The sequence below is a fragment of the Hydrogenoanaerobacterium sp. genome (assembly GCF_032017025.1).
Lineage (GTDB): Bacteria > Bacillota > Clostridia > Oscillospirales > Ruminococcaceae > Hydrogenoanaerobacterium.
In genome coordinates this window covers 112,013-138,251 of the sequence record NZ_DALZQO010000001.1, presented here as the reverse complement: position 1 = coordinate 138,251, position 26,239 = coordinate 112,013, and the positions used below count along the sequence as shown (strand labels likewise).

Here is a 26,239-nt window from a genome sequence, read left to right as displayed (position 1 = left end):
GAATTGGACACATTGAGCGCTTCTCTAAATTACTCTTTGCAATTTCAGATATTTCGGGAATTCCCACATATGTTTTTTGAGTTTTGCGATTAATAGAGCAGTATACCGCCTAAGACATAGGGAATCCCCTTGTAACCACCTGCTTTTTGTAATATAATAATAGAACACAACTATTTCGATTATTCAAGATTACGGAGGGATACCATGCAGAGAACAGAGATAAAATCGCTCTGGCAAAATGCGGCAGAGCTTGCAGATCAGCAAGTTACTGTCGGCGGATGGGTAAAGACCATCAGAGATTCCAAGCAGCTTGGCTTTATTGAGCTTAACGACGGCTCAAACTTTAACAATCTTCAAATTGTGTTTGAAGACAATAAGATAGATAACTTCAAAGAGGTTGCAAAGTATAATGTTGGTGCTGCGGTTGTGGTAACCGGCAGGGTCATCTTAACTCCGGAGGCAAAGCAGCCGCTGGAGCTCCACGCAGAAAAGATTGAGCTTGAAGGTGCTTCCGCACCCGATTACCCCTTGCAGAAAAAACGCCACTCGCTCGAATACCTGCGTTCCGTCGCACATCTGCGCCCCCGCACCAATACGTTTGCAGCGGTGTTTCGCGTGCGTTCGGTGGCAGCCTATGCCATCCACAAATTCTTCAACGAGCGTGGCTTTGTATATGCGCACACACCGCTGATTACAGGCAGCGACTGTGAGGGTGCGGGTGAAATGTTCCGCATTACCACATTGGACGCGAAGAACCCCCCACTTAATGAGGACGGCAGCGTCGATTACAGCCAGGACTTTTTTGGCAAGTTGACCAGCCTTACTGTTTCGGGGCAGCTCGAAGGCGAGTGCATGGCGATGGCATTCGGCAAGATTTACACCTTTGGACCAACATTTCGTGCCGAAAATTCCAACACTGCGCGCCACGCTGCGGAGTTCTGGATGATTGAGCCTGAGATTGCGTTTGCCGACCTAGACGACAACATGCAGCTTGCGCAGGATATGATTAAATATGTGTTGCAGTATGTTATGGAGCAGTGCCCCGCCGAGATGAAGTTTTTCAACGACTTTTATGACCCCGACAAAGCGCTGATTACTCGCCTTACCGACCTTGTTAACTCCGATTTTGGTAAGGTAACCTACACCGAGGCCGTCAAGCTGCTCGAAGAGCACAAAGATGAATTCGACTATCCCGTATACTGGGGCTGCGACCTGCAAACCGAGCATGAGCGTTACCTCACCGAGAAGATCTTCAAAAAGCCGGTGTTTGTCATCGATTACCCCAAGGAGATCAAATCATTCTATATGAGAATAAACGACGACGGCAAAACTGTCGCCGCAATGGATCTTTTGGTGCCGGGTGTCGGCGAAATCATCGGCGGCAGCCAGAGAGAGGAACGCCTCGATGTACTGCTGGCTCGCATGGAAGAACTGAAGCTCAACCCGGAGGATTACTCCTGGTACCTCGACCTGCGCCGCTACGGCGGTACAAAGCATGCAGGCTACGGCTTAGGCTTTGAGCGCCTTATTATGTACATGACGGGTATTTCCAACATCCGTGACGTACTGCCGTTCCCAAGAACAACCGGTTCGGCTGAATATTGATTTACCAAAAATTGCATGGGCAGAGCTTGTAAAAACAGGCTCTGCCTTTTTATTTGCCCGCCAAATGCACAAAAAAGGCTTCCTTTTTAGCAGCTACAGTAGCACATTCCCGAAATTCATCATATAATATGCAAGGTAGCAAAATAAAACTTGCAAAAAAACGAGATTTGAGGTACAATAAACCGTAGTTAATAATGTTTTATGATTTTTTTGAAGAATTAGAACTTCATGCAAAGGCGCATGGGACGACAGCGACCCGATAACAGCGCCAATTTTAGGAGGATCGTCATGCCGTCTTATGAATCGATGAGCAAACAGGAGCTTTTGCAGCTCAAAGAAAAACTTGGTGCAGAATTTGAGGCGTTTAAAGCAAAGGGGCTAAAGCTTGATATGTCGCGTGGTAAGCCGGGCGCAGATCAGCTTGATCTTTCCATGAAGATGATGGATGTGCTCAGCAGCGAAACGAATCTCAAATGTGCCGAGGGAACCGACTGCAGAAATTACGGTATTCTCGACGGCATTGCAGAGGCAAAGCAACTGCTTGGCGATATGATCGAGGTTCCGGCCGAGAATATCATCATCTACGGCAACTCCAGCCTAAACGTCATGTACGACACTGTTTCCCGCTCTGTTACCCACGGAGTTATGGGCAGCACCCCATGGTGTAAGCTTGACGAGGTGAAATTTCTCTGCCCTGTACCGGGCTACGACCGCCATTTTGCAATCACCGAGTTTTTTGGAATTGAGATGATTCCTATCCCCATGACTTCTACCGGCCCCGATATGGATATGGTGGAACGCCTTGTGGCAGAGGATGATGCCATTAAGGGTATTTGGTGTGTGCCGAAATATTCTAACCCGCAGGGAATTACATACTCAGACGAAACCGTTCGCCGTTTTGCACGCTTGCAGCCGGCAGCAAAGGATTTTCGTATTTACTGGGATAACGCATACGGTGTTCACCACCTTTACGAAGATGACCAGGATATGCTGATTGAAATTCTGGCAGAGTGCGAGCGGGCAGGCAACCCTGACCTTGTGTTTAAATTCTGCTCTACCTCCAAGATCAGCTTCCCGGGCTCGGGTGTCGCTGCTATTGCGGCATCCGCTGCAAACCTTGAATTCATCAAGAAGCAGCTTGTATTCCAAACCATTGGTTACGATAAACTCAACCAGCTGCGTCATGTGCGTTATTATAAGAATCTTGACGGAATGAAGGCGCATATGAAGCTGCATGCAAATATTTTGCGCCCCAAGTTTGAGGCGGTGCTGGATACTCTGGATAAAGAGCTTTCCGCCTGTGGCATCGGCAGCTGGATTCGCCCCAAGGGCGGCTACTTTATCTCGTTTGAGTCACTTGAGGGCTGCGCCAAGGCGATTGTTGCAAAATGCAAAGAGGCCGGCGTTGTGATGACCCCCGCCGGTGCAACCTACCCCTATGGCAACGACCCGCACGATAGCAACATTCGCATTGCGCCGTCGTTCCCCACACCCGAAGAGCTTGCAACCGCGACAGAACTGTTTGTGCTGTGCGTCAAGCTCGTCAGTATTGACAAAATTCTAGCCAACAAATAAATCTACCGCAGAAACGGCCGCCTTTTTTGTAGGCGGCCGTTTCTGTTTCCCTCCCGCTGTTAGCCGCAGTGGGAGGCTTTGTTATTTGTTAGAGACAATCAGTGAACGAACCTGTTCCGGCAGGTCTTTTGCATCTTCTTTGCTTAGCCCCTCGGTAAATACGGGAGGGAGTATTTTTACATTTACCTCCGCAGGGCGAATCCAGTTGCCGTTTGCCTCCATCACCTTGTACGAGCCATCAATGCAAACCGGAATAATCGGTGCCTTGGTTTTTAGTGCAATTTTAAAAGCTCCCGACTTAAACTCGCCTATTTTATCACCTTTGCTTCGTGTCCCTTCGGGGAATACAATCACAGAATAACCATTTCTCACGTTATCTGCCGCAGCACCGAGTGCCGCAACCGACTGCCTTGGGTTCTGCCGATCAATGAAGACACAGGTGAGGTGTTTCATCCAGGTGCGGATGAGCGGCAGTTTCTTTAGCTCCTGCTTTGCCACAAGCCCGTTGGCATGGGGAAGTGCAGTGAGTAGAATGGGGATATCAAAGTTGCCCTGATGGTTGCTGACAAATACAGCAGTCTCGTCGGGAATGTTCTCGAGCCCGCTGACATGTACCCGAACCCCGGCGCAGCGCAGCAGTGCATTTGCCCAGTTTCGCACCTCACGCTGCACAATCGCGTCACGTTCGGCTGCTCTGCCCTCTGCATCCAGCCGTTCTACTTTGCGCATTTTCGGAATTAAAAACACGAGATATGTCCAAAAATAAATAAACCATGCAATTGTTCTCATAGGCGGAAATTCTCCTCTTCAGCGCCCAGCAGCAGTTTTTCCAGCTCTGCCACATCGGATACGATATAGTCGGCACCTGATTCCTCAAATTCGGCACGGTCACCAAACCCATACAGCACGCCCACACAGCGCAGCCCCGTGGCTTTTGCACCCATAACGTCGTATTTACGGTCACCAATCATCAGCGCCTTTTCTAAGTCAGTAATACGGCATTGCTCAAGTGCATGCGCAATCACTTCAGCTTTGTCGGTGCGCGAACCGTCCAATCCGCTCCCGCTGATAAAATCAAAAAATCGCAACAGATCGAACCTTTCGAGAATTTTTTCTGCAAAATACTGCGGTTTGCTCGTTGCCAAAATCACCTTTTTTCCGGCATCCTTTAAATGTTGCAACAATTCAACGGCACCTTTATAAGGAAAACATTCCAGCATCCCTTTCTCATGGTTGTATTCATGGTATGTTGCGATTACTTTTGCAATTTGCTCCTCGTTTAGCCCAAAAAACTCTCTATAAGAATAGCGTAGTGAGGGACCGATAAAGGCACGCAATTCACTTAAATTGGTTACCTCTATACCGATTTGCTTTAAAGAATATGCAACGCCCTTGGTAATCCCCTCTTCGGAGTTGACAATTGTGCCATCAAAATCAAATAATATGTATTCCCAGTTTCCCATAGTATCTCCTTTTAAAGTTAGATATAGATTTATTATATCAGTCCTGCCCGCACATTACAATCTTCTAAGGCAGATCGAATTGATCTCTATCGTAGAAGAATAGAAAATCCATATTGCTTCCACTATATTTTAATTGACATTTGATGCCGATTTAAATATAATAAAGGTTATGAATGTCGACGGGGACATGTAAAAAAATGGTTAAAATCCCGCGGACAGGACAAGAAAAAAGTGGAGGTTTACACATGAAAAGAATTGGCAAACCGGTGTTTTTCATAGTGGTGCTGCTTATCGCCCTCCTAACTTACGCCACATTTTATGGCATAAGTTCAACCTATGGTGATGTCACAAAGACTTACATCAAAGGTGCGGGCGATATTCGCTGGGGCATTGATATTCGCGGAGGTGTTGACGTAACGTTCAGCCCGCCGGAAGGCTTTGATGCAACCAATGAGCAGATGGCATCTGCCGAATCGGTTATCAAGCTTAGACTGCTATCGCTTAACATTACGGATTCTGAGGTATATACCGACTTTAACAAAGACCGTATCATCGTTCGTTTCCCCTGGAAGCAGGATGAGACAAACTTTGACCCTGAGGCTGCAATCGCAGAGCTGGGCGCAACTGCAATGCTCACCTTCCGTGAGGGCATCAATGTAGATACCGAGGGCAAGCCCACTGGTGCTACCAAAGACAATATCATTCTGCAGGGCAACGATATTAAAAGCGCATACGCCAGCATGACCCAGCAGAACAAACCGGTTGTAGCGTTGGAGCTCAATGAAAGCGGCAAGCAGAAATTTGCCGATGCTACCGGAAAACTGGTGGGGCAGCAATACCCCAATAACGTCATTTCCATCTGGATGGACGAAACAGTGATTTCGTATCCGACCGTAAACGCTAAAATCACAGAGGGAAAAGCTACTATTGAAGGTAATTTCACTGTTGAAGAAGCAAAATCTCTTGCAGATAAGATCAACGCCGGTGCGCTGCCCTTCAAGCTGCAGACTGAGAACTTTAATACCCTGTCTCCGACAATGGGTATGGGTGCAAAAGATGCAATGGTGCTTGCCGGTGTCATCGCTTTTGTATTGGTTTGCATTCTTATGATTGTGTTCTACAGGCTGCCGGGTGCAGTCGCCTGTATCGCTCTGGTGGCACAGGTTACCGGTATCGTAGCTTCTACAACCGGTTTCTTCCCAACCATTCCGAGCTTCACAATGACACTTCCCGGTATCGCCGGTATCATCCTGAGTATCGGTATGGGTGTTGATGCCAACGTTATCACAAACGAGCGCATCAAAGAGGAGCTTAAAGCGGGCAAATCGCTTGACGGTGCAATCAACCTAGGCTTTGACAAGGGTTGGAGCGCAATCTTCGACGGCAACATCACCGTAATCTTTGTTGCGGTTGTACTTATGGGCGCGTTTGGTGCACCGGGTACTGTATTTGCAAACTTGCTCAGCCCCATCTTTAATTTCTTTGGCCCATCCACCGCGGGTTCTATATACTCATTTGGCTACACATTGCTGGTAGGTATTATTATGAACTTCCTCTGCGGTGTGCTGCTGTCCCGTCTAATGCTTAAATCCATTTCGCAGTTTAAATGCTTCCGCAAAGCATGGCTGTACGGAGGTGACAAATAATGATAGATTTTTGTGGCAAAAGAAAACTGTTTTATACCATATCTATCGTAGTGATTGCTTGTGCCATTTTATCTACTCTGATATTTGGTATTCAGCTTGATATTCAGTTTAAGGGCGGAGCGATTATCACTTACTCCCACACGGGCGAGGTGGATAAAGGAGCTGCTGAGCAGTTCATTCAAAGCACCTTGGGCGAAAATGTCAGTGTGCAGGAAGCGGTAGATATCACTACAGGCAATACCAATATGGTGGTGTCTCTTACCGCAGATAAAAGCCTTTCTTCCGATAAGCAGCTGGCACTTACGGATGCTCTGCAGAAAGAGTTTCCTGACCAGAACTTTGAGGTAATTCAGATTAACAACGTTGACCCCACCATTGGTAAAGAGTTTTTTGCAAAATGCCTGGTGGCACTCGTGCTTTCTGCATTTTTGATGGTTGTTTACATCGCATTCCGCTTCCGTAAAATCGGCGGCTGGTCCGCAGGTGTAATGTGCGTGCTGGCACTGATTCACGATTCCATCGTTGTATTCGCAACCTTTATCATCTGCCGAATTCCGCTTAACGAGAACTTCATCGCGGTGGTTATTACTATTATCGGTTACTCGCTGAATGCCACCATCGTAATCTACGACCGTATTCGTGAGAATCGCCAACTCATTGGCAAAACGATGCCGCTTGCAGAGCTTGTTACCAAGAGCGTCAATCAGTCTCTCGGCCGTACCATTATGACTAGCGTTTCCACAATCGCCGCGATGACAATTGTGTGCATCGTAGGCAAGGTTGTAGGTTTGGATTCAATCCTTTCCTTCGCATTTCCCTTGACCATGGGTATGATTTCCGGCTTGTATTCCTCTGTTTGCATTGCACCCGCATTGTGGACTTCATGGCAGGAGTACAAAGTGAAAAAGGCAGCATAGTTTATTACAAAATGAAAAGACAGGACATTTTTGTCCTGTCTTTTTTTCTGCCTCTGTGGTATACTTTTAACACAATTGATTGTCAGGGGGTGATGCGGTGGATGTTGGAATATCTACCGCCTGCCTGTATCCTATGGAAACAGAGAAAGCACTGGAAACACTGGGCAAGCTGGGTGTTCGCACTGTCGAGATATTTTTTAATGCGCCAAGCGAGCTGCAACCGGAATTCTTGGCAAAGCTCAAAGCCATTGCACAGCAGTATGCGCTGAAGATTATTGCAATTCATCCCTATTCTTCGGGTTTTGAGCCATTTATGTTTTTTACAAATTATGAGCGTCGTTTTCAAGATGCAATGGTCATGTATGAGGATTACTACCGCGCTGCAAATGATCTCGGTGCGAAAATTGTAGTGCTGCACGGCGACCGCAAAGAGGGACAGTTGCCGGATGAGGTGTATTATGACCGTTTTGGCGAGATGTTTCTGCATGCAAAACAGAATGGTGTTATTTTGGCGCAGGAGAATGTCGAGCGTTGCAGAAGCAGAAGCAGTAGTTTTATTCGTCGCATGTACGAGTATTTAGGCGACAATGTACGCTTTGTGTTAGACCTAAAACAGGCAGTGCGCTCGGGTGAAGATATTTTTACTATGTGCAACGCTATGGATAAGGGTATTGTACACCTGCATCTCAGTGATAACTGTGCGCAGGGAGACTGCCTGCCGCCGGGCAGCGGAACTTTCGATTTTGCGGCACTGAAACAACACCTTAAATCGCATGGTTACATGGGTTCAGGCGTAATTGAGCTATACCGGAACAACTACAAAACAACCGCAAATTTATACGAGTCGTATTGTTTTATGAAGGCTATACCTTAAATTAAATTTCGCTAAAATTCGACAAACAGTTAGGGTGCTTCACAGGCAGAAAAACAACAATCTATGCACAACGACGGATTTGTGAACAGATTGTCGAATCATGTCGAAAAAAATTTCTTTAAAAACGCTCCTCTAACTATATAATTGTAAGTGAGGGATAGGAGGGTTCTAAATTGAAGCAAGCTGACAAAAAACTTACAGCACACCTGCAAACAGAATGTAAGACGATCTTGACAGAGGGGAGGTGCGAGGCTGAGGAATGCGAGGGAGTTACGGTTTACGGGCTTGCAATGTATCAAGGTGATAAGCCGGTAGCGGTAATATCGGACATTTCTTCTTACCGCAGCAATGTAGAAGAATTGGTTGCCTTATGCAACAGAGCCCAAGTGACCAAAGACACGATTTGGGATGTTGTAGACGACTATTTAACCTAACCTGTAAAACTACATAAAATTTAGGATTTAACTTGTATCTGCTGTGGCAACATGATACAATATGAAGTATTCAAAGCCAAGGAGATGAGATGGATGAAGTGTCCTTTTTGTGGATATGAGGAAACTAAGGTGATAGATTCCCGGCCGACCGATGAAAAAATCAGACGCCGCCGTGAATGCCTAAATTGTGAAAAACGTTTTACGACATATGAGGTGGTTGAGACTATGCCGCTGGTTGTCATTAAAAAGGACAAGTCACGCGAGATATTCGACCGCGATAAATTGATGAATGGTTTGGTTCGCGCCTGTGAAAAACGCCCAATATCCGTTGAGATGCTGGACAATATCGTAAATGGTATTGAAACACAGCTACTTAATATGCTTGAGAGAGAAGTATCATCTTATCAAATTGGCGAAATGGCAATGCAGAGGCTAAAAAATATCGACGAGGTTGCTTACGTGCGGTTTGCATCTGTTTACCGCCAGTTTGCCGACATCAACTCTTTTATGGATGAACTTAAAACTTTACTCAAAGAAAAATAATACAACAAAAAAGGAACGCAAAACGCGTTCCTTTTTGTTTTTGCCAAAAGGCAAGTGTTTTTGCATGCAAAATATGCTAAGATAAGAAAGAGATACCCTTAGCAATCAATTTGATATCAGCCCACTATGTGATTAGGTTACAGATAAAACTTTAGTTATGCTTATAATTAAATTATACCGAAAACAAAAACACATTCATAGAGTAAGGAGATTTATATTATGAGCGTTATGACAATCACCAAAGAGAACTTTGAAGCTGAGGTTATTAGATCCGAAAAAACCGTATTGCTCGATTTCTGGGCACCCTGGTGCGGCCCGTGCAGAATGGTATCCCCGATTGTAGATGAAGTTGCACAAGAGGTTTCTGCTACTGCAAAGGTTGGCAAAATCAACGTGGATGAACAGCCCGAGCTTGCCGCAGAATTCCAGGTTATGAGCATCCCCACTCTTGCGGTGATCAAAGACGGCAAGGTAGTTCAGTCCTCAGTGGGTGCAAAATCGAAGGCAGCTATATTGGGTATGCTCGAAAAATAAAAAGGTGCTACTGCAATTACGTATAGCTGCGCAGCTTGGCTTTGTCCAGTATCTTCACCCCGCCGCGAAACAGCTCGACGATGCCCTCGTCGGAAAAATATTTGAGCATGCGAGATACCACTTCGCGCGCAGAACCCATATATTTTGCAATTTGCTCGTGGGTAAGCTGGATATTATCAGAACCCTGCTTTGCAAGCTCATCCAGCAAAAATATTGCAAGCCGCTTATCAAAGCGCATAAATAGTATTTGTTCCATCGCCCACATAACGTCCGAAAAACGGTCGACCGTTATTTTGTTGGAAAAATTCTCTGCATATATATTTCGGCTGATGATTTGAGAAAAAACGGCTGAATTGATGAGCAGAATTTCACAGGGCGATTCTGCATCAATGTGAACGTCAAAGGTGATGTTCTTGAGAATACAGGAGGCTGAAAGCATGCATATATTTCCACTGGTTAAGCGGTAAAGAGTTACTTCGCGCCCGTCCTCTGAAAGGATGTAGGTGCGAAGTTCGCCGCTTTTAACGAGCAAAACGCCAATACAGTCGTTATCGCCACCATGAATATTATGGCCGCGCTCGTATTGTACAGAATGGGTGTTGTTTAAAATCAGTTCTTGTTCGGCAGCATTCAGTTTATCCCAAAAGGTTAGGGTTTTGCTGAGAAGTACGGCATCTTGCTTTTGCAGCACCGTAATCCCTCCTCTTTTTTGTAATTAAAACCAGTATAACATATTTTGAAAATGGAATGGTGAACGCAATGAAAAACAGTCAGAAAATTCTTATTGTCGGCGGTGTTGCAGGCGGCGCGTCGGCAGCCGCAAGACTTCGTCGTCTGGATGAAAACGCTGAAATTATCATGCTTGAAAGGGGAGAGTACATCTCCTTTGCAAACTGCGGGCTGCCTTACTACATCGGCGGGGAGATTACGGAAAAATCTGCGCTGACACTGCAAACTCCTGCAAGCTTTCACGCGCGTTTTCGTGTAGATGTACGCAATTTCAGTGAAGTGACGGCGATTGATACCGAGGCAAAAAATGTCACGGTAAAAAACAGCAAAACAGGTGAAGTCTACACCGAAGGCTATGATAAGCTCATTTTATCAATGGGTGCAGAGCCAATTAAGCCAAATCTCGGCGGTGCCGATTCGGGCAGGGTGTTTACGTTGCGCAATATCCCCGATACTTACCGCATCAAAGATTTCATCGATCAAAGCAAGCCCAAACGGGCAGTTGTTGTGGGCGGCGGCTACATCGGTGTTGAAATGGCGGAAAACCTACACCGTGCAGGGCTTGAAGTGACGATCGTCGAGATGTCCGATCAGGTCATCGCGCCTCTTGATTACGACATGGCCTGCGATGTACACCGTCATATCCAAAGCAAGGGTGTAAAGCTGCTGCTCGGCAACGCGGTACGCTCCATCGCGGAAAGCGGCAATTCTCTTAATGTCGTGCTCGACAGCGGTGAGATTACAGCCGACATGCTGATTATGGCGATTGGTGTAAGACCCGAAAGTGCTATTGCAAAGAACGCAGGGCTTGCGCTGAACGAGCGCGGGTTTATTGTGGTGAACGAAAATATGCAAACCTCCGATCCGCAAGTTTACGCGGTAGGTGATACTGTGGAGGTCACCGATTTTGTTACAGGGCAAAAAGCGGCAATTCCTTTGGCGGGCCCCGCAAACAAACAGGGTAGAATCGCGGCCGATAATATCTGCGGTATTTCCAGTAAATACACCGGCACACAGGGTTCGTCGATTCTTAAGGTTTTTGATATGACGGTGGCTACCACCGGAGTTAACGAAAAAACCGCAAAACGGCTGGGTCTTCATTACGACAAATCGTTTACCTATTCAGCGTCGCATGCAAGCTATTACCCCGGTGCAGTGAATATGACGATTAAAATTATCTTTGAGCAGGGAACAGGCAAGTTGCTTGGTGCGCAGGTTGTGGGTTACGACGGCGTAGATAAACGCTGCGACGTGCTTGCCACGGCAATTCGCGCAGGAATGACGGCGTACGACCTCACAAGGCTTGAGCTTTGCTATGCACCGCCGTATTCCTCTGCCAAAGACCCGGTCAACATGGCGGGGTACGTGATTGAGAACCTGCTCACCGGCAAGGTGAAAAATTTCCACTGGCACGATGTAAAAGATCTCCCCCGCGACGGCAGCGTCACCCTGCTTGATACGCGCACGGCCATCGAGTTTGAAAACGGCAGCATCGACGGGTTTATCAATATTCCGCTCGACAGCCTGAGAGACCGGTTGGGTGAGCTCGATAAGAGCAAGCCGGTGTACGTAACCTGCCAAGTTGCGCTGCGCGGCTATATTGCCGCAAGAATCTTGATGCAGAATGGGTTTGAGTGCTACAATCTCAGCGGCGGTTACCGTTTGTATCATTCTATTTTCGGTGCACAGGCTGCTCCTAAAAACCCTGTGGTGCTCAACCCCGAAACCCAGCGTGCCGAGAAAAAAAGCACCGCATTAAAAATTGATGCCTGCGGGCTGCAATGTCCCGGTCCTATCGTAAAATTATCGGAAGCGCTTAAGCAGACGGAAGTTGGGGATGTGATTGAAATATCTACAACAGACCCTGCCTTTGCCGCGGATATCCAGGGCTATTGCCGCAGAACCGGCAATGTGTTCCGTGGGATGAACAGCAGCAAGGGGGTATCTACGGTACTGGTTGAAAAGGCTGAGAGTATGCAGAACGCATGCAATATTTCAAATAAAGATAATAAGAACCTCATTGTATTTTCGGGTGACTTGGATAAGGCGATTGCATCGTTTATTATTGCCAATGCCGCGGCGGCAATGGGGCGCAAGGTAAGCATGTTCTTTACCTTCTGGGGGCTGAATATTTTGCGTCGCCCTAAAAAAGTATCGGTGAAAAAAGATTTTATCTCCAAAATGTTTGGTGGCATGATGCCGCGCGGCTCGAAAAAGCTGGGTCTTTCTAATATGAATATGGGCGGCATGGGTGCAAAAATGATAAGAGGGGTTATGAAAAATAAAAATGTTGATAGCCTTGAGGATTTGATCCGCCTTGCACAGTCCAACGGTGTGGAGCTTGTAGCCTGCTCGATGAGCATGGATGTGATGGGTCTAAAACCCGAGGAGCTCATCGACGGCGTTAAGCTGGGCGGCGCGGCCGCAATGCTTGCCAACGCTGAGGAATCGGATATGTCTCTGTTTATATAAACGAATGCAAAAAACCGTAAGCGAATTTCGCTTACGGTTTTTTACTATTATAAATGTTCGTTAACCGAGCAGCTTTTTGGCAATGTCCACCGACTCTTTTGCATCTTTGGCGTAATAGTCTGCGCCTATTTTGGCAGCGTAGTCTGCGGTAAGCACCGCACCTCCTACCATAATGCTGCAGGGCAGCTGCTGCTCGCGCAGCAGGGCAATGGTTTGTGCCATGCTGCCAAGCGTAGTGGTCATCAGTGCGCTCAGCCCCACAAGCGATACCTGATGCTCGCGTACAGCATCGGCAACCGCGGCGGGCTCTACATCCTTACCAAGGTCGATAATGGTATAGCCGTAATTCTCGAGCAGAATTTTCACAATATTCTTACCGATATCATGGATGTCACCTTTAACGGTTGCAAGCACAATTTTACCGCGGCTTACGCTACCACCGCTGACAGCCATTTTGCTTTTGATTACCTCAAATGCAGCCTGTGCCGCACCTGCGCATTGAATGAGCTGCGGCAGAAAGATATCGCCCTTTTCAAACGCAATTCCTGCTTTATCCAATGGGGGAATCAGCTTGGTGTTCACCAGCTCCATCGGGGCAACTGTTTCCAGCAGCTTTGCGGTAATTCTTGCCGCATCAGATTTTAGTCCGTTTTCCACCGCGTAATCCAGCTCCATATCGGGCTGGGCAAGTATAGGGGCGGTGGTTGTCGCCCCACCGTAAATCGATACAAACTCAGCGGCGTTTTTATCGGCGCATGAAAGCAGTGAATACGCCCGCACCGCGCCCATCATAGAAGCAACGTTGGGGTTGATGATGGGCAAATCCAGCCCTGCACCCATTGCCAATGTCAAAAAGGTCTGGTTGATCAGTTCGCGCCCCGGCAGACCAAACGAGATATTGGATACGCCCAGCACGGTTTTTACACCAAGGCGCTCCTTGACCATATGAACAGCCTTCAGCGTTTCCATTACCGTTTCTTGTTCCGCAGAGGCAGTCAGGGTCAGGCAGTCGATGTAAACATCCTCCTTACAGATGCCATGCGCAGCCGCTTTGGCTACTATTTTTTCTGCAATTTCAAACCGCTCCTGTGCAGTTTTTAAAATGCCGCGTTTGTCCAGCGTCAGCCCCACAACCGCCGCACCGTATTTTTTTACAAGGGGGAGCACTGCATCCAGCACTTCGTCGTCGCCGTTTACCGAGTTGACAATTGGTTTGCCGTTGTACACGCGAAGTGCGGCACCGAGCACAGCGGGGTTAGACGAATCAATTTGCAAGGGAGCGTCGGTAACACCCTGCAATGCCTTCAGCACCTTTACCATCATCTTCTGTTCGTCAATTTCGGGCAGACCCACGTTCACGTCAAGAATATCCGCACCGGCTCGGCACTGTTCAAGCCCCTGTGTGAGAATATAGTCGAGGTCATGGTTCTTCAGTGCCTCTTTAAACAGCCTTTTGCCGGTGGGGTTGATGCGTTCACCAATGACGCGAACCCGATCGATGGGTACAACCTTGTTGGCACTGCAAACCGCCGCGGGAATCTGCACCTGCGGCTTGGTATAGGTGCAGCCCTGCAAGGCTTGTGCCAGTGCTGTGATGTAGTCGGGGTTGGTGCCGCAGCAGCCGCCCAGTATTTTAACACCCAGTTTGGCAAGTGTAGCCATGCTCTCGGCAAATTCTAAGGGAGAAATATCGTAACTGTCGTTGTTTGGGTCTGGCAGCCCTGCATTGGGCTTGGCGATAATTGGCAGGTTGATCCATTGCCGCAGCTCCTCCACCAGAGGAACAAGCTCCTTGGGCCCCAATGAACAGTTGATGCCAACTGCATCTGCGCCCAACCCCTCCAACGTCAGCCCCATCGCAGAGATTGAGCAGCCGGTAAAGGTTCGGCCTGTCTGCTCAAAGGTCATGGTGCACAACACCGGCAGGCTGCAGTTTTCTTTGGCGGCAAGCAGTGCTGCCTTCATTTCGTAAAGGTCGGTCATCGTCTCAATGGCGATTAGGTCTGCCCCCGCTGCGGCACCCGCACGTACCTGCTCTGCAAACAGTTCGTATGCGTCCTCAAAGCAGAGCGTCCCGGTAGGCTCCAGCAGCTGCCCAATGGGGCCAAGGTCGAGCCCCACCAGCGTATTGGTACCCGATTCTGCAACTGCCTGCTTTGCCAGCCCCACAGCGGAAGAAATAAGTTGCTCTACGGTGTAACCGCAATTTTGTGTTTTGTAGCGGTTTGCCCCAAAGGTGTTGGCGTAAATAATATCGGAACCCGCGGCGATGTATCGCTTGTAAATATCCAGCAGCCAGTCGGGGTGTTCAATATTCATAACTTCGGGCACAGCGCCCAATGGCATACCTTTTTGCTGCAGCATGGTACCCATGGCACCGTCAAGTATAATAAATTCTTTCTGTAACAGTGTTTTAAAGTCCACAGTATTCCTCCCGTTTACGAAAAGCACAGGTCTCCCGCAAATTGCAGGTCTGGCAGCTTCGCTTATGTTGATTGATGGGTTGCTTGGCAATACCAATTACCGCAGTAACCGATTTGTGCGGTGTGAGAATGCAGCTTTCGGTAGCGCAAAGGCCGATTTGTTTCGGTGCATCCAGCAGCTGTAAAAAATCCTTTTGAATGGTAAGCGGCAAATCGCCGTAGCCGGGGCTGTAGCGCATGGTAAAATAGCAGCCGGGGAACTGCACTTCAATTTCGGCCTGAACTTGGTCACAAAGCACCTCAACGGCAGCAGTAGCACAGCTGTCCAGCACAACGCCGCGGCTCATATCGGTGAGCTGTGCGCGCCGCAGCAGGTTGTCTACACCCAAAGAGAGTGTGGCACAAAGCAATACCGCCTGCTCGCAGTGCTTTAGCAAAGCGGTAATATCCGCCCCCGGTAAAACAAAGCCGCACTGTGCCAGTGCAACACCGCTTTCATTCTCAGCGGGGATAAGGTCAAACACGCGGTAGAGCCAGCGTGGTACAGCCGCAGCCAGCAGCTCTGCACTGCAGCTTTCTGCCAATGCGGTCATCGCACTGCTTTCTTTGCTGCAGCCGAGGTACCGCAGCACTTCTTCCACAGGGATAGCATCCAGTACGATAGGCTTCATTCGCACACCTCCCTTAAATCTGTTGTATGTATGTCTCTTACACGGTGCGCAGAGAAGAGATGCTTTCTGAGATTTTGCGCGCCACATATGGGTTATTCATGGTATACAGATGGATTCCGTCCACCCCATTTGAGATAAGGTCTACGATTTGATCCACCGCGTAGGCAATGCCGGCGTCGCGCAGCGCCTCAGGGTGACCGTCGTAACGGCTGATCATTTTGGTAAACTTGGGGGGCAGGCTTGCACCGCACAGCGACACCATGCGTTCAATCTGGTTCTTGTTCACAACCGGCATAATACCTGCTTCAATCGGTACGTCAATTCCCGCAATTCTGGCGCGCTCCACAAAGGAATAAAAAGCACTGTTATCAAAAAACAACTGCGATATCAAATGCTTCGCGCCGGCATCCACCTTTTTACGCAGATTATGGATGTCTGAAACCACATCTGCACATTCGCAGTGCCCCTCCGGGTAGCACGCACCGGAGAGTGAAAAGCCGCTCTGCCCTTTAATAAAGGTGATGAGATCACTGGCATGCGCAAAATCGGTTTTCGGCGGGACATCGGGGTTGATATCCCCACGCAGGGCAAGAATGTCTTCGACACCCTTGGCCTTCAGCTCATCCAGAACAATTGAAATCTCTTCCCGGGTAGAATTAACACAGGTGAGGTGTGCAAGGGGCGGTATACCGTATTTTTCTTTGATGATGGATGCGATTTCACAGGTAGGCTGCTTAGCGGGGTCTCCGCTACCGCCTGCATTGTAAGTAACACTGATAAAATCGGGCTTTAAATCCTGCAGCTCATCCAATGTCTTATAAATGGTATCGATAGGGCTGTTGCGCTTGGGAGGAAAAACCTCAAACGAGAAGACGGTAGACTGCTTTTGAAACAGGTTGGCGATACTCATATAGAAACCTCCGTGTATTGAAATAAGGGAGAATAAACAGCATTTTATGTATTTAGCCTGATATCATGGTAAAACATTTAATTCTTTTATTTTATAATACATCCTTGCGAAAAGCAACAAAAACATTCCTTTACAATTGTGTAAAATTACAGAAATATCTGAAATAGAAAAAGCAAATGCAAATCATACTATTAATATATGAAATATATTCTAGTGACAAAAGCTGTAAAAGTCAAGCTAAAAGGCATAAAACGGGTGGGAAAATGAGCGTTGAAGTATCTGCCAAATAATGCTATTATAAAAACAGCCCAGAAAGATAAAAAAATGTTTGGATGTTGAAAGTAATGGTGAAATTTATACATAGCATTTCTGCAAGATTTCTCTTAATCTTTTGTACTCTCATTCTCATTCCCGTAATCATATGCGGTTACATGCTGACAAAGCGGTTTGAAACAATACTTATCAACAATAATATCAGCAAGAATCTTCAAATTACAGAGCAGATATCCCATAACATTAATAACACAACAAAATCTTTCATCCACACTGCTGCGAGCATTATTAATGACACGAGTATTATGATGGATGTAAGCGAGCTCAAAAGCATTGATAATCTGCAAGTGCGCCTTACTACGCAGAAGCAGGTTGAGTTAAAGCTTGAAAACTACTTTAATTATACAACCGATCTAATTGGTATTGTTTTTATTTATAAAGAGGGAGATTATTTTTACTATAAAAATCCCCCGCGCATTAAGGCGGAGGAAATACGCTCTATGGACTGGTATGAAGACATACTGGAGCAAAACATTAAAAATAAGGTTGCAACACTTGATTGCACCGATAATTTTTTGTTCTCCGTATCAAGAACCAGCAAGGCGGTTTCGTTTGCGGCAATACCAGATATCGGAAAGCAAAACAATGTGGAACTCGTCTATTTTGCGTTTCGTCCCAATGCTTTTGAGCGCATTTATTCTCAGCTAAACCTTTCTGATGATTGGAGTATCGATATCACCAGTCAGGATGGCTCCTCTGTTTTACAGAGCCCCACAAGTGCGTCACAAATGTTATTATTGCGTGAAGATGATGAGCGAAGCTACGGCTATCAGCGCTATCAAAACGGTAAAGAAGACCTGCTACTGACGTACTACACCGTTCCCAACTTAAAATGGCGCGTAACCGGTTCGGTGCCATACAAAACCCTCACCAGAGATATCGATATTGCCACGCGGTATGTTTCTATTATTTTTGTCATCATTGCTATTTTGTTTTTCAGCGTATTCTTCGGCTCTAGCCTAAGCACGGTCATCATGCCTGTGCGCAACCTGATTCATGAGATGAAAAAGGTGGAGACCGGCAACTTCAGCATCTGCGTTCCTCTAACGGGGAAAAACGAGATTGGGCAGCTGAACAGATCGTTCTCCGATATGGTAAAAAGAATCAAAGAGTTGATTAAAAAAGTAGAGCACAAAGAAAAAGAGAAAATACAGCTGGAAATCAAGAGTTTGCAATATCAAATCAATCCGCATTTTTTATTTAATACACTTAATACCATTACAACAATGGCGGATACCTACGGCGTGGATAATGTGAAGCGGATGACAGAATCACTTACCAGGCTGCTGATCAATACGCTTGAAAAGCATGGTGCATACAACACGGTGGAACAATCGTTTGAACTGCTGCGAAATTATGAATATATCATGGGTGTAAAATACTCAGGGCGCTTTAGCGTTCAGTATTCCTACGAGCGGGATGTGCGCGACGCTTATCTGCTGAAAATGATTGTTCAGCCGATTCTGGAAAACGCCATCATCCATGGCTTTGAGGATGTGTTTATGCAGCTTCACATTATGATTCACGCCTGCAGTAATGAAGGGGATTTGCTCATTACCGTGGCGGATGACGGCGTTGGTATGTCACAGCAGCAAATTTTAGAATTGTTGACAAATGACGCCGAAAACAAAAGAGGGTTTAATAAGCTTGGCATTTACAACGTGCACAAGCGTATTCAGCTTAATTATGGGCAACAGTATGGTTTAGAGATTTTGCAAAGAGAGCCAAAGGGAACAGAGGTGCGCATCCGATTGCCTAAGCTGTTTAGAGAGGAAGAATAAGAGTAGATAAACGTCATGACAACTAAGAGATATAAGGAGGACAGCATGTACCGAATACTTCTTGTAGACGATGAACCGATTGTTCGTTTAAAAGTCAAGTCGCTGTTGGAGTGGGAGGAATATGGATATGAAATAGTGGGTGAGGCAGGCGACGGAAATGATGCTCTTAAGTTGCTGAAAAGCGGCTGCTACGACATCATCCTCACCGACATCAATATGCCAAAAATGTCAGGCATCGAGTTTATCAAAGCGGCAAAAGGAATAAACTGCGCCATCCCTGTTTTAGTGCTGAGCGCTTACAATGAGTATATCTTTGTAAGAGATGCCTTTAAGCTGGGTGCGGTCGATTATATTCTGAAAAATGAGATGACCGGTGAGGGTATTTTGGAACTGCTGCGGCGGTGTGTGGAGCAGCAACAGGGAAAACAGTTGGAGGAGGACAGGCGAAACATCTCCAACAAGGTGAAAAAAACAAGGCTTCTTGAGCAGCTTTTAGGCGGAGAGCCGATTGAAACGCTGGAGCAGCAGATACAGAATTATGACATTAATCTGAGTAAAAAAAATCTGGTTGTGGTGAGCATTATCATCGATAACTATAAACTAATGGAGGAAAAATACGATGAAGTAATCCTTACCAACCTGAAAACCTCGGTGTTTCATATGCTAGAACAAAAAATGCGTGAATTTAAACTGGGGGAGGTAATCGGGCTTTCGAATAGGCTTTATATCTACACCATGAGCTTTGAAAACGACAGCAGCCTGCTCACCATTCAACAAAAAATACATACGGTGCTTTCGAGCATTGCCTATAGCTTTAAAGAATTCTTTAATTTGTCTGTCACCTGCGGTGTCAGCGGAATCAAAGACGGCTACGAATCAATCCCTGCACTTTATGTGCAGGCGGTTTCGGCAGCCGAGCTGCGCATGGTGTATGGTACGGGCAAAATTATCACCCAGCGGGAGGTTCAAGTGGTTACGCCGAAACAGCTGCACCTCAATGAGGAGCTTCTGCATTCTCTTATCGGCCTGCTGGAGAACGGAAATAGAAAGCAGGTTGATGACAAGCTGTACGAGTTCTGTGATTCGGTGAAAGCACTGTGCATTGTGGACAGCAACGATGCCTGTGCGCTTTATCTAGAGGTTGTCTACATTACAGTCAACCGTCTGAACGCACACGGCATCAAAATAAGCGACCTGTTTCAGGAGCATATCAATTTTTATGAGAAAATAACCCGTCTTGAAACAATCGACGATATGAACAATTGGTTTTACAATCTGATTCAGTACATCTATAACGAAATTCAAGAGCGGAATTCCAGTAAAAATTTTAAGCTGCAAAACGCAATCAGCTACATTAAGCAGCATTATACAGAAAACATCAGCCTCAGAGTAGTCAGCGATTACTGTGAGATGAGCGAAACCTATCTAAGCAGGATTTTTACGGTAAACACGGGCGAGAGTTTTATCAATTTCGTAACAAGGCTGCGCATACAAAAGGCAAAGGAACTAATGACCGGCAGTAATTTTTCGATCAGCGAAATTGCCGAACAGGTAGGCTACGAAAGCCAGGAGCATTTCAGCCGCATGTTTAAAAAGTATACGGGAAAAAGCCCTACAAGCTACCGTAACAGTTTTATATCAGCCTAAAAATTGCAAGAGAAAACGGTGCACAGCTACCGTTTTTCTTGCTTTCAGGTGAAAAATGCATCATAAATAAGCAAGATAAATCATTAAATAGAGCTTATCATCGGAATATAATAAAAGCACAAGAGAGCCAACCGGTAAACAAAAAATCGAGGAGGTAATCATATGATAAGCAGCAAAATCAAGAAATGGTCTTCACTGGTACTGGCAGCAGCTATAGTTTGTTCAACCTTTGCAGGGTGCGCGGGTGCAGGCACTGCTCCCGAGTCGCCATCTGCGGCGGCTCCTGAGTCCTCAGCGTCCGCGGCAGAAAAGCAAGAAAAAATCACGATTACATATGCTCTGGCTGATCCGCAGGATTACGCGTATTGGGATTCCAAGGCAGAGGACTTTACCGCGAAGAACCCGAACATCACCGTAGATATCGAGTGCTTTGGCGGTACCGATGAGATGATGAAAAACCTAAAAATTCGCCAAGCGGGTAACGAACTCCCTGACATTATTCAGCTCAAGCCCGATTTTATCAACGACTTTAAAACCTACCTAATGGAGTGGGATAAGAACGAAGACGTTGTAAAGAAAAACACCTTTGCGCTTAAGTTTGAGCAGGAGGGTAAGCTTTACGGTCTTCCGCTAAGAAGCTTCAGTGAGTTTGTATACTATAAAAAATCTATCTTTAAAGAGCTGGGCCTTGAAATTCCAAAGACATGGGATGACTTTATTAAGACCGCACAAAAAATAAATGAGAGCGGCAAGTATATCCCGATTGCAATGGGCGGAAAAGATATTTGGCCGGTATATCCTTTCAATGAGTTTATGCCACACCTGATCTCCAACGATGAAAAAATCCTCTCCAACATTGCGGCACAGGATGAGCCTTTTTCAAAAGGCGGCGGATTCTATGACTCTTACGCGATGATCAATGACCTTTACCGTGCAAATGTCATGGGCCCCGACCCGTTGGGTATCGGCGCTGATCAGGCGCAGCAGCTATTCGAAGCAAACAAAGCAGCCATGGTTGCGCTCGGCCAGTGGTACCTGCCAAACTACATTGAACGGATGCAAAATACTGACGACATCGGCTTTTTCTCACTACCTGTGGTAGGTGCCGGCGAGAAGAACCGCGTTATGACAATGGCAGATAACTTCCTCACCATTAATAAAGATTCCAAGCATATTGACGCGGCAAAAGCCTTTGTCAGCTGGAGCTTTGAAGATGAGATCTATGCAGGGTATCTAAAGGCTACCATGAACAACTCCACCGTTCAGGGTATTGAAAATGATAACCCGCTGTTTAAAGAGTACCGCGAGCAGTCTGATTCGGATGAGTTTATGTTCTATCCCGGCAACGGCGACTACACAAAACTTGTCAACCAAACAAAATTCGACTCTAAATCCATTGGGCAGAGAATGCTTTCCGGCGAAAATTTTGCCGATATCCTCGGTGAGCTTAACGGTAAATGGAAGCAGGCTAGAACAGAGTTAGGAATCAAATAATCACAGTAATTTGGGCAGATGAGGGAATTGTTGAGAGACAATTCCCTCTCTTGGAAAGGAGGGGATTTTATGACAACAAGTTATAAAACACAAAAGAAAATGTTTATTGCGGCCTTTATGTTTATCCCAGTCACCCTGCTTTTGCTGTTTCTCATTTATCCAACCTTCAAACTGCTGCAGCTCAGCATAACCGATTGGGATGGAATTGGCCAGTCTTTTAACTATATCGGATTTAAAAACTACTGGAATGTTTTTTTCAAATCCCCTGAAGTATGGACTGCGCTGAAAAACAACTTTTTATATTTCTTTATCCACCTTTTGATGATCCCCGTTGAGATTATATTTGCTGTAATACTATGCAAAGGGCTTCGAGGATTTAAATTTTTTAAATCCATTACTTTTATGCCATACATTATCAACGGTGTAGCAGTGGCATACATGTTTTCGTTTTTATACAGCCCAATCGGTGGGCCGATTAACAGCTTATTAGAGCGCATGGGGCTGGGTTTTCTGGCGCTGAACTGGTTGGGCGATACGAGCATTGTAAATTATTCGTTGGTGGGGGTATCACTTTGGCGGTTCAGCGGGCTTCACGTTATTCTGTTTATCTCCGGCATTACGTCAATACCACATGAATATTACGAGGCGGCGGATATCGACGGTGCGAACGCGCTGCAAAAGCTGAGCAAAATCACCATACCGGGCATCAAGCGTGTTGTTCAGATGGTGCTTTTCCTCAACGTAAGGGGTGCTCTACAGGTGTTCGACATCCCGTTTCTCATCACAAACGGCGGGCCGGGGTTTGCATCCTCCACCTTTACTACCTACACCATTGATACGGCGTTTAAGTACGACCAGTATGGAATGGCTTCTGCCATGGCGGTTGTGCTTATGTTGCTGATTTGTTTACTATCGCTTGGTCAGAATAAGCTTACTAAGCTCAGGAGGTGAAAGGATGAACGCAGTAGAAACAGCTTCTATACAAAAACGAATACAGACCCCAAGGCTTGCAAGAGACAATAAGAAAAAAAAATTAGCGACTACCATGCTGATGTACCTTTTGCTGTTAATCATTACTTTTACGGTGCTTATGCCGCTGTTCACTCTGGTGCTCGCCTCGTTTAAAACACCAATGGAGATTGCACAGGGCAGCCCGTTTGATCTGCCACAAAGGCTGAACTTAAAAAATTATTTTAATGCGTTTCGGCAGGCAAAAATGGCGACCGCATTCAAAAACTCTATGATATTGTCGCTCACATCGGTTGCGCTGAACATTATTCTCGGCACCATGACCTCATATGTTCTGATCAGGCACGATTTCAAAATGAAAAAGTTTATTATGGCGATGTTCATGTTTGCAATGGTGCTGCCATTTTACACAACAGAAATTGCAAGGTTTAACATCATCAAGGGCTTAGGGCTGTACAACACATTGCTTGCACCGCTCATTATTTACATTGGCACCGATATGATGCAGATCTACATCTACGCACAGTACATTGAAAAAATACCGTATTCACTGGAAGAGGCGGCAATGCTGGAGGGTGCATCTTTTCTGCAAATATTTACAAAGGTAATTTTCCCGCTGCTGCTGCCGGCATCGGCTACGCTGGGCATTATCAAGTTCGTTGAGGTCATCAACGATATGTATATCCCTTATCTCTATATGCCGTCCAGCAAACTAAAAACACTTTCTACGTCGCTGATGATGTTTGCCGGGCAGCGGAATATGGATTGGGGCAAGCTTTCCTCAGCAATCATTCTGGTTATGATTCCGACTATGGCGGTATTCATCATCTTTCAAAAAGCGATTATTGAAGGCATTACACAAGGCGCAGTTAAGGAATAGGAAGAGAGAGAGGCTGTTAAAGAAAAGGGGAGGTAAACTATGGCTCACTGTAAATTGGTAAAGAAAATTGCGGGTGTTCTTGCTCTTACAACAGCTGTATCGGCACTTATGGCAAACGTATCCATAGGCGTAGGCGCGGCAAGTGATGTCATCGTAGATTGGAACGATGTCAGGCAGGAAATCGACGGGTTTGGTGCGTCGCAGGCTTGTGATGTGTACGGAGACCAGATATTTAACTTTGCGAAGCGTGACGAGGTCATGGACTTGCTGTTTTCTCAAGACAACGGCATTGGGCTTTCTATTCTGAGGTGCGAGGTGGGCAACGGGCTGAATATGCCTACCATCGAGCCACAGGACGGCGTATGGAACTTTGCAGGTGCAGAGTCGGAGCTGTGGGTGATGAACGAAGCCAAGGCGAGGGGAATCGACAAAATCTTCAGTACGGTTTGGAGCCCGCCCGCATGGATGAAAACCACCGGAAAAATAACCAACGGAGGCTATCTTAAGGCGGATTGCTATCAAAAGTACGCAGAGTATTTGGCGGAGTATGTAAACGGATACAAGGCGAACCATAATATCGATATCTATGCGGTATCCATTGCGAATGAGCCGGAATATGCAGCCAGCTGGCAGTCCTGCTTATGGAAGCCCGCGATGTTCACCAATTTTCTCGCAAATTACCTTACCCCCGAATTTGCCGCTAAAAATGTCCCCGCCAAGGTGATTGTGGGTGAAAAGGGCTGGTGGCAAGAGGATATGGTGACCGATGCCCTCAACAATCCGCAGGCATGTGCAAGGCTGGATATTGTAGGCGGGCACCAGTACAACGGTGCAATTGTGCCATTTACCGTTTCTCAAAGCAAAAACAAGCATGTGTGGGAGACCGAGGTTTCAGACACAGGCATCTATAAAAACCATATCAAAGATGGTGTCGGCTGGGCAAAAAGAATTCATGCTTTCATGGCAGATGCTGAAATCAACGCCTTTATGTATTGGCTGGGTGCCAGCTATAAGACGAACAATGAAAGTCTCATCCGGCTTTACAATGACGGCAGCTATGTTCCTGCGAAAAGGCTGTATACAATGGGCAATTTCAGTAAGTTTGTAAAACCCGGTTATGTAAGGATAGGCGCCACTGCCAACCCCGAAAAAGGAATTTACATTTCTGCGTATAAAAACCCGAATACGGGTGAGTTTTCTATCGTGGCGATTAACGATTCAGACAGCAACAAAGTAATCAATCTTGTACCGAATGGTTTTTCTACAGGCACGCTTACCCCCAATGTGACCAACGAAAAGGTAAACCTCGAACAATATGAGGATATTGCACTGAAAAACGGTAAGTTTACGGTTTCGCTCGGGGGCTACAGTGTTACTACCTTTACAGGGATGGAAGGCTCTGCGCCGAACGAAGAAAAGCAGTGGACGGTGGTAGATGAACTGAACGACTGGACGAAAATCTACTCCTCCTCGCCAAGCTGGATGCTGGAAGGCAACAACCCATATGGGGCGTTTGACGAGGATCCTTCCAGAGCGCGCAGAACCAGTCTTTCCAAACAGGAAATTGTCTATAAATACGACAATATCATCGATTTCGAAGCAGACATCTACTTCCACCTTGGCTTGCAGGGGCTGAAATTTTATACCTCGCAGGACGGAGAAGCATGGACCGAGCTGCAGTACAACACCACCAAATTCCTCACAACGGGCGGTGGTTGGGAAAAATTCAAGGCGCTGCCTGCGGGTGCAATGCCGGCAAACACCAACTACTTTAAGGTGGAGTTTGATTTGGGCGGTAAAGAGTGGGATAAACACCTTGCCGCAATCCGATTTATGACCGGTGAGGTGAACGCTGCCCCTTATGACACACTGGATGACTGGTCGAAGGTATATGAGCATTCCAAAAATTGGATGCTGGATGCGGACAATGCGGTGAGCTTTGAAGGCGACACCGCAAGGGCACGCAGAACCACTGGTACCACCGAGTACATAACCTATGCGGCTGAGCAGGGGAAAGCCATTTCAAACTTTAAGGCAAAGCTGTTCTATTTCCGTTCACATTCCGACACAATGAGCTTTTATAGTTCAGAAGACGGTCAGCAGTGGACTGCGATTGATGTAAAATACACGGGAAAAGTGGATACAGGCGGATATTGGAACAGGATGTATGGTGTTCCGGCATCCAAGCTGCAAAACTGTAAGTACCTGAAGATAGAATTCTCCGGCGGAGGGCTCTATCCCTGGGATAAACAGCTTGCAGAAATCGCAATTGATTTCATATAGCCCGCAAGGCGAAAAGGCTGTTAAGAACTTGTTCCTAACAGCCTTCTTGCAATACA

General features: G+C 46.5%; 21 protein-coding genes. 15 read left to right on the top strand and 6 right to left on the bottom strand.

From position 1 onward, the window contains the following. Positions 1–204: 204 nt before the first annotated feature. On the top strand, positions 205–1,605 hold the full coding sequence (asnS, locus tag RTV33_RS00640) for an asparagine--tRNA ligase (RefSeq protein WP_312640470.1): 1,401 nt from the start codon (positions 205–207) through the stop codon (positions 1,603–1,605). Between the two features lie 288 nt (positions 1,606–1,893). Next, positions 1,894–3,180, top strand: a complete 1,287-nt coding sequence (locus RTV33_RS00635) for an aminotransferase (protein ID WP_312640468.1) — start codon at positions 1,894–1,896, stop codon at positions 3,178–3,180. Between the two features lie 81 nt (positions 3,181–3,261). Here the strand turns inward: RTV33_RS00635 and RTV33_RS00630 are convergent, their stop codons facing one another. Further along, positions 3,262–3,969 carry a lysophospholipid acyltransferase family protein gene (locus RTV33_RS00630; protein WP_312640466.1) on the bottom strand — a complete coding sequence of 236 codons (708 nt, stop codon included), beginning with the start codon at positions 3,967–3,969 and terminating at the stop codon, positions 3,262–3,264. Beyond that, the gene (locus RTV33_RS00625; protein ID WP_312640464.1) at positions 3,966–4,643 is read right to left on the bottom strand and encodes an HAD-IA family hydrolase; all 678 of its coding nucleotides are present in this window, start codon (positions 4,641–4,643) and stop codon (positions 3,966–3,968) included. The genes RTV33_RS00630 and RTV33_RS00625 overlap by 4 nt, the downstream gene beginning before the upstream one ends. Positions 4,644–4,888: 245 nt before the next feature. Here RTV33_RS00625 and secD point away from each other — a divergent pair, with 245 nt between their 5' ends. The 6 genes from secD to trxA all read left to right on the top strand — a co-directional run bounded on the left by secD (position 4,889) and on the right by trxA (position 9,591). Further along, positions 4,889–6,289 (top strand): protein translocase subunit SecD, encoded by a 1,401-nt coding sequence (gene secD, locus RTV33_RS00620; protein ID WP_312640462.1) that lies wholly within the window; start codon positions 4,889–4,891, stop codon positions 6,287–6,289. Next, positions 6,289–7,206, top strand: a complete 918-nt coding sequence (gene secF, locus RTV33_RS00615) for a protein translocase subunit SecF (protein WP_312640460.1) — start codon at positions 6,289–6,291, stop codon at positions 7,204–7,206. The genes secD and secF overlap by 1 nt, the downstream gene beginning before the upstream one ends. 97 nt (positions 7,207–7,303) lie before the next feature. Continuing rightward, entirely contained in the window at positions 7,304–8,080 is a 777-nt protein-coding gene (locus RTV33_RS00610) for a sugar phosphate isomerase/epimerase (RefSeq protein WP_312640458.1), read from the top strand. A 173-nt stretch (positions 8,081–8,253) separates the two neighbouring features. Beyond that, a complete protein-coding gene (locus RTV33_RS00605) occupies positions 8,254–8,514 on the top strand; it encodes a DUF6514 family protein (RefSeq protein ID WP_312640456.1) in 261 nt (86 codons plus the stop codon). 93 nt (positions 8,515–8,607) lie between these two features. Next, positions 8,608–9,057: a transcriptional regulator NrdR gene (gene nrdR / locus RTV33_RS00600; RefSeq protein WP_312640454.1), complete on the top strand. Its 450-nt coding sequence runs from the start codon at positions 8,608–8,610 to the stop codon at positions 9,055–9,057. 219 nt (positions 9,058–9,276) lie between these two features. Further along, a complete protein-coding gene (trxA, locus tag RTV33_RS00595) occupies positions 9,277–9,591 on the top strand; it encodes a thioredoxin (protein WP_312640452.1) in 315 nt (104 codons plus the stop codon). Positions 9,592–9,607: 16 nt separating this feature from the next. On the opposite strand, the gene RTV33_RS00590 is transcribed toward trxA, so the two are convergent. Further along, on the bottom strand, positions 9,608–10,282 hold the full coding sequence (locus RTV33_RS00590) for a Crp/Fnr family transcriptional regulator (protein WP_312640451.1): 675 nt from the start codon (positions 10,280–10,282) through the stop codon (positions 9,608–9,610). A gap of 68 nt (positions 10,283–10,350) precedes the next feature. Here RTV33_RS00590 and RTV33_RS00585 point away from each other — a divergent pair, with 68 nt between their 5' ends. Continuing rightward, positions 10,351–12,792, top strand: coding sequence for a DsrE/DsrF/DrsH-like family protein (locus tag RTV33_RS00585; RefSeq protein ID WP_312640450.1), 2,442 nt, complete (start codon positions 10,351–10,353; stop codon positions 12,790–12,792). A 60-nt stretch (positions 12,793–12,852) separates the two neighbouring features. Here the strand turns inward: RTV33_RS00585 and RTV33_RS00580 are convergent, their stop codons facing one another. Genes RTV33_RS00580 through metF form a run of 3 tightly spaced genes read right to left on the bottom strand, consistent with a single transcriptional unit; the run spans position 12,853 to position 16,796 of the window. Beyond that, positions 12,853–15,216, bottom strand: a complete 2,364-nt coding sequence (locus tag RTV33_RS00580; protein WP_312640448.1) for a homocysteine S-methyltransferase family protein — start codon at positions 15,214–15,216, stop codon at positions 12,853–12,855. Then, positions 15,206–15,886 carry a vitamin B12 dependent-methionine synthase activation domain-containing protein gene (locus RTV33_RS00575; RefSeq protein ID WP_312640446.1) on the bottom strand — a complete coding sequence of 227 codons (681 nt, stop codon included), beginning with the start codon at positions 15,884–15,886 and terminating at the stop codon, positions 15,206–15,208. Before RTV33_RS00575 ends, RTV33_RS00580 begins: the two co-directional genes overlap by 11 nt. 37 nt (positions 15,887–15,923) lie before the next feature. Then, the gene (gene metF / locus RTV33_RS00570) at positions 15,924–16,796 is read right to left on the bottom strand and encodes a methylenetetrahydrofolate reductase [NAD(P)H] (RefSeq protein ID WP_312640444.1); all 873 of its coding nucleotides are present in this window, start codon (positions 16,794–16,796) and stop codon (positions 15,924–15,926) included. Between the two features lie 578 nt (positions 16,797–17,374). Between metF and RTV33_RS00565 the strand changes: the two genes are divergently transcribed. The 6 genes from RTV33_RS00565 to RTV33_RS00540 all read left to right on the top strand — a co-directional run bounded on the left by RTV33_RS00565 (position 17,375) and on the right by RTV33_RS00540 (position 26,183). Next, positions 17,375–18,910, top strand: a complete 1,536-nt coding sequence (locus tag RTV33_RS00565) for a histidine kinase (RefSeq protein WP_312640442.1) — start codon at positions 17,375–17,377, stop codon at positions 18,908–18,910. 45 nt (positions 18,911–18,955) lie between these two features. Next, entirely contained in the window at positions 18,956–20,557 is a 1,602-nt protein-coding gene (locus RTV33_RS00560; protein ID WP_312640441.1) for a response regulator, read from the top strand. Positions 20,558–20,719: 162 nt separating this feature from the next. Then, on the top strand, positions 20,720–22,051 hold the full coding sequence (locus RTV33_RS00555) for an ABC transporter substrate-binding protein (protein WP_312640440.1): 1,332 nt from the start codon (positions 20,720–20,722) through the stop codon (positions 22,049–22,051). Between the two features lie 69 nt (positions 22,052–22,120). Next, positions 22,121–23,002, top strand: a complete 882-nt coding sequence (locus tag RTV33_RS00550; RefSeq protein ID WP_312640438.1) for a sugar ABC transporter permease — start codon at positions 22,121–22,123, stop codon at positions 23,000–23,002. A gap of 4 nt (positions 23,003–23,006) precedes the next feature. After that, the gene (locus tag RTV33_RS00545) at positions 23,007–23,900 is read left to right on the top strand and encodes a carbohydrate ABC transporter permease (RefSeq protein ID WP_312640436.1); all 894 of its coding nucleotides are present in this window, start codon (positions 23,007–23,009) and stop codon (positions 23,898–23,900) included. A 39-nt stretch (positions 23,901–23,939) separates the two neighbouring features. Then, positions 23,940–26,183, top strand: a complete 2,244-nt coding sequence (locus tag RTV33_RS00540; RefSeq protein ID WP_312640434.1) for a glycoside hydrolase — start codon at positions 23,940–23,942, stop codon at positions 26,181–26,183. The last annotated feature ends 56 nt before the right edge of the window (positions 26,184–26,239 follow it).